This is a genomic window from Xanthomonas euroxanthea, assembly GCF_900476395.1.
Classification (GTDB): Bacteria; Pseudomonadota; Gammaproteobacteria; order Xanthomonadales; family Xanthomonadaceae; genus Xanthomonas; species Xanthomonas euroxanthea.
Genome location: NZ_UIHB01000003.1, coordinates 167,464 through 175,735 on the forward strand (window position 1 = coordinate 167,464; position 8,272 = coordinate 175,735).

Consider the following 8,272-nt stretch of genomic DNA (forward strand, 5'->3'; position numbering starts at 1 on the left):
CACTTCGGTGACGGCCGCCCATACGCAGCGCGGCTGACCAGTTCAGTCGCTCAACCACGGGCCGTTACCTTCCACGGCACGCTTACCAGCCTTGTCATCGCCGGGGTCTCCCGCTGTTGCCCGCGCGATGGATCGGCTGGATGCCTGCCTTGCCGTACCTGCATCAGACCCACGCGTCCGCGCCGACGCGTTTTGTCCTTTCTTGCCCCACTGCCTCGAGACCCCCAAATGATCGCTCTTCTTCAACGGTACAACGTCGGCAAGCGCCTGAGCTTCGCCTTCGGCACGCTGATCCTGTTGTCGTGCGCACTGGTCGCTGCCGGCCTCTACACGCTGGCGCAGGCCCGCGACCGCATGGACACGGTGGTCAACCGCAACATCACGATCATGCAATACGCGCAGGACATGACCAACGCTACCTCGGTCATCGCCGTGCAGCTGCGCAATATCGTGTTGCCCACCTCGCAAGAAGACAATCTGCGTTTCTACGCTGTCATCAAGGACCAGCTGAAGGACTACGAGGAGACCCGCCGCAAGCTGTACGCGTTTTCTGCCTCGCCCCAGGCCACCCAGATCCGCGACCGCATCGACCTGGCCAGCGACCAGGCCCGCAAGACCAACGACGCGGTCGCGCAGCTGGGCCTGACCGGCAAGCCTGACGAAGCACTCAAGCTGCTGCTGGAGAAGGCCGCACCGGGTACGCAGCATTGGCAGAACGCGTTGACGGAGTATTCGGACCTGCAGCGCCAGCGCACCCGCGAAGCCTATGTCGCCACCACGGAGGAAATGGCACGTGGCCGTGCGATGTTGATCGGCGGCGGGCTGGCGGTGGTGCTGTTCAGCGCCCTGCTCGGCTTCCTGATCACCCGCAGCCTAGTACGCCCGCTGACCCAGGCCACCCGCGCCGCCGAAGCGATCGCCAACGGCAATCTCGACAACGACGTGCGCACGCAGTCCAACGACGAAACCGGCCGTCTGTTGCAGGCCATGGATCGCATGCAGGGCCAGGTACGCAACCTCATCACCGCCCAGCTGGACATGGCTAAGCGCCACGACGAGGGCCAGATCAGCTTCCGCATGGATGCCGGTGCCTTCCCCGGCGACTTCGGCCGCATGGCCAAGGACACCAATGCCCTGGTCGGCTCGCATCTGGCGGTGAAGATGCGCCTGGCGCATATCATGGGCCGCTATGCGATCGGCGACCTGTCCGAGGACATGGAAAAGCTGCCCGGCGAAAAGGCCTTGCTCAGCGACACCATGGCGCAGGTCAAGGTCAATCTGAGCGCAATGAATACCGAGATCAAGCACCTGGCGGTGTCGGCGGCCAACGGCGACTTCAGCGCCCGCGGCGATGCCGAGCGCTTCCAGTACGACTTCCGCGTGATGGTGGAAAGCCTCAACAACCTGATGGCGACCGCCGACGGCAATCTGCAGTCGCTGTCCGGCCTGTTGCAGTCGATCGCCGCCGGCGACCTCACCGCACGCATGAGCGGCCAGTACCAGGGTGTGTTTGCGCAGATGCGCGACGACGCCAACGCCACCGCCGCACAGCTGGCCGGCATCGTGGGCCGCATCCAGAGCGCTGCCGACGCGATCGGCCTGGCCTCGGGCGAAATCGCCTCCGGCAACCAGGACCTGTCGCAGCGCACCGAGCAGCAGGCCGCCAATCTGGAGGAAACCGCCGCCTCGATGGAAGAGCTCACCTCCACCGTCAAGCAGAATGCCGAACACGCCAGCCAGGCCAACCAACTCGCCATCGGCGCGGCAGCAGTGGCGTCGCAAGGCGGCGACGTGGTGGCCAAGGTGGTCACCACGATGTCCGACATCCAGGGCTCGTCGAAGAAGATCGCCGAGATCATCTCGGTCATCGACGGCATCGCCTTCCAGACCAATATCCTGGCACTGAACGCAGCGGTGGAAGCGGCGCGTGCCGGCGAGCAAGGCCGTGGCTTCGCGGTGGTCGCCTCGGAGGTACGCACCCTGGCGCAGCGTTCGGCCAGTGCGGCGAAGGAAATCAAGCAGCTGATCGACGACTCGGTCGACAAGGTCACCCAGGGCGCCACCCTGGTCGATCAGGCCGGCACCACCATGGCCGAGATCGTGGCCAGCGTGCAGCGCGTCACCAACATCATGGGCGAGATCTCCTCCGCGTCGCAGGAGCAGTACTCCGGCATCGAGCAGGTCAACCAGACCGTCACCCAGATGGACGAAACCACCCAGCAGAACGCCGCGCTGGTGGAAGAAGCCACCGCCGCCGCACGTGCGATGGAAGAACAGGCCCAGCAGCTCACCGAAGCGGTCGCCGTGTTCAAGGTCGCAGAGCACGCACCGGTGGCGCGCCAGTTGTCGGCCATTGCCAATGCGCCCGCCAATGCCCGCGGCACACCGCGTCCGATCGCCCGCACCAGCAGTGCCGCGCCGTTGCGGCGCAGCGCCGCAGGCGCATCCGCGACGGCAACCGAGGTGGGCGACTGGCAGGAGTTCTAAGCGGCACTGACCGCTGTCGGCACGTCCGCAGGGCGTACATGCCGGTTCTGCAACGCGCGTGTCTGTGCGCGAGGGACACACCACGCCCAGGCACGCGGCCATGTAATCCGCATCAGCAGCATCTTTATCACGGCACCGCACACGCGGTGCCGTTTTGCGTTGTGCACGACCATGCAGCTGTCCGCACGCCGCTATGCACCGTGGGCAGCGTGAAATCGCACTTCACATCGTCCAGGCCGGCCTGCGCCGGCACACCCCCAAAACCGCATTCAAGCGGGGTTTTCTAGGGGTATTCCCCACACTCCCCCACCGATTCCCTACCCCGCATACACATGGCAGTCACGTGCCTGAGACCCGGCTTTACCGACCGGTCCAGCCTGCCTCAATGCAGCAGCGCTAACGCCGTTATCTGACCGACGCATCACACAAGGGATGACGTGCAACGCACTGCTCCAGCACTGCGCTGCATGCCACTCCATCCAACGGCACATTCGCTCAGGTCACTCCATGAACTCCTTCCTGCACCGCTTCAACGTCGGCAAGCGCCTTTCCCTGGCCTTCGGCGTCTTGATCCTTCTCTCCTGCGCGCTGGTGGCCGCCGGTCTGTACACGCTCAGCCAGGCGCGCGAACGCCTGGACACCATCGTCAACCGCAACATGGCGATGATCCAGTACGCCACCGACATGCTGGACGCCAATGCCACCATCTCGTTGAATCTGCGCAACATCGTGCTGCCGACCACTGCCGAGCAGAATCGCCAGTTCGGCGAAGTGATCGACGCCCAGCGCATCCGCTACAAGGAGCTGCGCGACAAGCTCTACGCATTTCCCGCCGACGCGCACGATCAGGAACTGCGCAACGCGCTGGATTCGACCCGCGAGCAGGCACTGGCGCATAACCAGCAGGTGCGCGAACTGGGCACCGCCGGCAAGGTCGACCAGGCCATGCCGATCCTGCTCGAACGCGCCGCGCCGGCCACCCAGCGCTGGCAGGATGCGATCCGTACCTACTCGGACGCGCAGCGCAAGAGCAGCCAGCTGGCCTACGACCAGGCCAATGCTTCGATGGCGCGTGGCCGCAGCATGCTGATTGGCGGCGGCCTTGCGGTGGTGCTGCTGAGCGCCCTGCTGGCCTGGACGATCACCCGCAGCCTCACCGGCCCGTTGAACCGCGCCACCCGTGCTGCCGAGGCGATCGCCGACGGCAAGCTCGATAACGCCGTGCACAGCGAGGCCAGCGACGAGACCGGCCGCCTGCTGCAGGCGATGGACAAGATGCAGTCGCAGGTGCGCAACCTGATCACCGCGCAGCTGGACATGGCCAAGCGCCACGACAGCGGCCAGATCAGCTTCCGCATGGATGCCGACGCCTTCCCGGGCGACTACGGCCGCATGGCCGGCGACACCAACGCGCTGGTCGACAGCCACGTCCAGGTCACGCTGCGTCTGGCACAGATCATGGGCCGCTACGCGATCGGCGACCTCAGCGAAGACATGGACGCGCTGCCGGGCGAAAAGGCCAGGCTGACCGACACCATGGCGCAGGTGAAGACCAACCTGTCCTCGATGAATCAGCAGATCAAGCAGCTGGCCCAGTCCGCCGCCGACGGCGACTTCGGCGCACGCGGCGATGCGGCGCAGTTCCAGTTCGATTTCCGCGTCATGGTCGAGAGCCTCAACCAGTTGATGGCCACCGCCGATGGCAGCCTGCAGTCGCTGTCGGGCATCCTGCGGGCGATTGCGGCGGGTGACCTGACCGCGCGCATGGACGGCGAGTTCAAGGGCGTGTTCGCACAGATGCGCGACGACGCCAACGCCACCGCGACCCAGCTGTCCGGCATCGTCGGGCACATCCAGCACTCGGCCACTTCCATCAACGCCGCCGCCAGCGAGATCGCCGCCGGCAACCAGGACCTGTCCCAGCGCACCGAGCAGCAGGCCGCCAACCTGGAGGAAACCGCTGCCTCGATGGAAGAGCTCACCTCCACCGTCAGGCAGAACGCCGAAAGCGCTCGCCAGGCCAACCAGCTTGCCATCGGCGCCGCCAGCGTGGCCTCGCAGGGCGGCGAGGTGGTCAGCAAGGTGGTCGACACCATGAGCGGCATCGAGGCCTCGTCCAAGCGCATTGCCGACATCATCAGCGTCATCGACGGCATCTCGTTCCAGACCAACATCCTGGCCTTGAACGCGGCGGTGGAAGCGGCGCGTGCCGGCGACCAGGGCCGTGGTTTTGCCGTGGTCGCCTCCGAGGTGCGCACCCTGGCACAGCGCTCGTCCGCAGCAGCCAAGGAGATCAAGAGCCTGATCGACGACTCGGTGCAGCGTGTGGCCGACGGCTCGCAGCTGGTGGACCAGGCCGGCAAGACCATGGCCGAGATCGTGGCCAGCGTACAGCGCGTCACCAACATCATGGGCGAGATCTCCGCCGCCTCGCAGGAACAGTCGGCCGGCATCGAGCAGGTCAACCAGACCGTTACCCACATGGACGAAGCCACCCAGCAGAACGCCGCGCTGGTGGAAGAAGCCACCGCCGCCGCCCGCGCCATGGAAGAGCAGGCCCAGCAGCTCACCGAGGCAGTTGCCGTGTTCAAGATCGTCGAGCAGGGCCCGGCAGCCCCCCGGCCCTCGTCGATGGTCGCCGCGCCGGTCAACGCACGCTTTGACACCCGCCCGGCCGCACGTGCGGTCGGCAACGCAGCCCCGCGCCGCAGCACCACCGGCACGGCGACGGCGGCAGCCACCGCCGGTTCCAGCGACTGGCAGGAGTTCTGAGCCCCACCGCAACGCGTAACACCCGCAGTCTCCAGAAACAGCATTCGAGCGCAGTTTGATTCGTGATCCACGAATCTTGAGGGCCGCTTCCTAGCGAGGGAAGCGGCCCTTTTTTTGTCCCTGGGGACCCGTCGGACGGCAGCGGGCGGGCACTGCGCGGGACGCTATTCTTCACCCAAAAATAACAAGTGCCACTCCGCCACGTTCGCTCTAGAGGGCAAGCGAACTGGACGATTGTGCGGATTTCGACGCAAATCATCAATTAATCGCATAAACGGCCGCTATCGACTTCACGCATCCGTAACGCCCTCCCCCGGGCAAGGTCGATTCCTCATGCACTCCTTCCACCGGCTGTCCGTCGGTACCCGGCTGTCCGCGCTGCTGACATTGGTGATCGCGCTTTCCCTCGGCTTGCTGGCCCTGACCATCTACCGCCAGTCCGCCGCGGACATCGCATCCCAGGTCAAGGCCGAGCTGCACTCCAGTACCCGGCTGATGCAGCAGTCGGTCGCGATGTACGACGTCACCCTGACCGAGGGCACCCAGCGCCTGGGCAGCGTGTTCGACGACATGCTGCCGCGCGGCGCACGCGAGCTGGATACCGCCAGCACCGTGACCATCGGCGAGCAGAACACGCCTACGCTGCGCTCCGGCACACAGGTACAGAATCTCAATTTCGATGCGGTGGATCGCTTTGCGCAGACCACCGGCGGCGTTGCGACCATCTTCGCGCGCACCGGCGAGGACTTCGTGCGCATCACCACCTCGCTACGCAACAAGCAGAACGAACGCGTGATCGGCACCCTGCTCGACCGCAAGGGCAAGGCCTACGCCGCATTGTCCGAAGGCAAGCCCTTCACCGGCCAGGCGCAGCTGTTCGGCGAGCAATACATGACCCACTACCAGCCGCTGCGCAATGCCGCCGGCGACGTGATCGGTGCGCTGTTCGTCGGTCGCAACTACACCCAGGGCCTGGCCGCGCTCAAGGCGCAGGTCGGTACCACCCGGCTGGGCCAGGACGGCTATTTCGTCATCGTCGACATGGCGGCGGGCGAGCATCAGGGCCAGGTCATCGCCGCACCGCCGGGCACGCCGGCCACCCTGGCGGCCCTGGTGCCGGCCGGGCAGCATGCACTGTTGCAGTCGGTACTGGACGGCAGGCAGCCCAGCGCCAACCTGCAGTTGCGCGATGCCAGGGGCAACAGCCAGGCCTTCGAAGTCACTGCCCAGCGCTATGCGCCGTGGCAGTGGGCGGTGATCGGCACCCAGCCGCGCAGCGCCATCGACGGCCCGCTGGACGAGCTGATGGGCAGCATGCTGCTGCTCTCGCTGGTGGTGCTGGGCCTGTGCATCGCAGTGGTGTTCATCGCCGCGCGCAAGATGGTCACCCGGCCGCTGCTGGCGGTGGAACGCGTGCTCGGCGATGTCGCTGCCGGCCGCCTGGACAATCCGATCGAGATCGACCGCCACGACGAACTCGGCCGCCTGCTGCGCAACGCGCGCACCATGCGCGACGACCTGCGCGCGCGCCTGCAGCGCGACCACCTGATCGCCAGCGAAGCGTTGCGCGTGCGCACCGCGCTGGACGATGTCAGCACCAACGTGATGATCGCCGATGCGGATCGCCGCATCATCTATGTCAACCGCCCGCTGCAGCGCATGCTCAAGAGCGTGCAGGACGAGCTGCGCCGCGACCTGCCCAACTTCGATGCCGATGCGCTGATCGACGCCAGCATCGACCAGTTCCATCGCAGGCCCGAGCATCAGGCACGCATGCTCGATCAGCTCACCGGCACCCACACCGCACAGATCCACGTCGGTGGCCGCACCATGCGACTGGTGGTCAACCCGGTGCTGGGCGCGGCCGGCGAGCGCATGGGCTTTGTGGTCGAGTGGGCCGACCGCACCCAGGAAGTCCAGGTGGAACAGGAAGTCGCACGCATCGTGCAGGCCGCCGCTGCCGGCGACCTGAGCGGGCGTGTCGGCCTGGAAGGCAAGCAGGGCTTCCTGCTGCTGCTCGCCCAGCAACTCAACGTGCTGCTGGACAACAATGCAGACGGATTGTCGCGGGTGTCCGCGCTGCTCTCTGCGCTGTCGCAGGGCGATCTGACCGCGCGCATGGATGGCGACCTGCAAGGCGTGTTCGCCACCATCCGCGACGACGCCAATGCCACTGCCGACCAGCTGGCCGGCATCGTGCGCCGGATCAAGGACTCATCGCTGGCGATCAACGCGGCCGCCACGGAAATCGCCACCGGCAATGGCGACCTGTCGCGTCGCACCGAACAGCAGGCCGCGGCACTGGAAGAAACCGCCGCCTCGATGGAAGAGCTCACCGCCACCGTCAGGCAGAACGCCGACAACGCCGACCAGGCCAATCGGCTGGTGCTGGATGCCGCCGGCGTGGCAGCCAAGGGCGGCGACGTGGTGGGCCGCGTGGTCACCACCATGGCCGACATCGACACCTCGTCCAAGAAGATCGCCGAGATCATCTCGGTCATCGACGGCATCGCCTTCCAGACCAATATCCTGGCCTTGAACGCGGCGGTGGAAGCGGCGCGCGCCGGCGAACAGGGGCGCGGCTTCGCCGTGGTCGCCTCGGAAGTGCGGATGCTGGCGCAGCGTTCGGCCGGTGCAGCCAAGCAGATCAAACACCTGATCGACGATTCGGTGGCCCGCATCGGCAACGGCGCCGCGCTGGCCTCCGAGGCCGGCAGCACCATGCAGCAGGTGGTCAGCTCGGTGCAGCGCGTCACCGACATCATGGGCGAGATCACCAGCGCCTCGCGCGAGCAGGCCGCCGGCATCACCCAGGTCAACCAGACCATCACCAAGATGGACGAAACCACCCAGCAGAACGCCGCGCTGGTGGAAGAAGCCACCGCAGCTGCCCGCGCGATGGAAGACCAGGCCGCGCAGCTGGTGGATGCAGTGGCGGTGTTCCGCCTGGAACAGCAGGACCAACTGAACACCTTGCTGGCCAACGCACGGCACGCCTATAACTGATGCCACA

3 protein-coding genes are annotated in these 8,272 nt (G+C 66.3%); all 3 read left to right on the top strand.

Annotated elements, in window-relative coordinates:
* Window positions 1-228: 228 nt before the first annotated feature.
* The 3 genes from CPBF1521_RS12455 to CPBF1521_RS12465 all read left to right on the top strand — a co-directional run bounded on the left by CPBF1521_RS12455 (window position 229) and on the right by CPBF1521_RS12465 (window position 8,265).
* Window positions 229-2,487 (top strand): methyl-accepting chemotaxis protein, encoded by a 2,259-nt coding sequence (locus tag CPBF1521_RS12455; RefSeq protein ID WP_115677188.1) that lies wholly within the window; start codon window positions 229-231, stop codon window positions 2,485-2,487.
* Between the two features lie 507 nt (window positions 2,488-2,994).
* Entirely contained in the window at window positions 2,995-5,259 is a 2,265-nt protein-coding gene (locus tag CPBF1521_RS12460; RefSeq protein WP_115677189.1) for a methyl-accepting chemotaxis protein, read from the top strand.
* Window positions 5,260-5,592: 333 nt separating this feature from the next.
* Entirely contained in the window at window positions 5,593-8,265 is a 2,673-nt protein-coding gene (locus CPBF1521_RS12465; RefSeq protein ID WP_115677190.1) for a methyl-accepting chemotaxis protein, read from the top strand.
* Window positions 8,266-8,272 lie beyond the last annotated feature (7 nt).

Coding starts and splice junctions, on each gene's coding strand:
- CPBF1521_RS12455 (WP_115677188.1), top strand. CDS start 229: ATGATCGCTCTTCTTCAACGGTACAACGTCGGCAAGCGCCTGAGCTTC.
- CPBF1521_RS12460 (WP_115677189.1), top strand. CDS start 2,995: ATGAACTCCTTCCTGCACCGCTTCAACGTCGGCAAGCGCCTTTCCCTG.
- CPBF1521_RS12465 (WP_115677190.1), top strand. CDS start 5,593: ATGCACTCCTTCCACCGGCTGTCCGTCGGTACCCGGCTGTCCGCGCTG.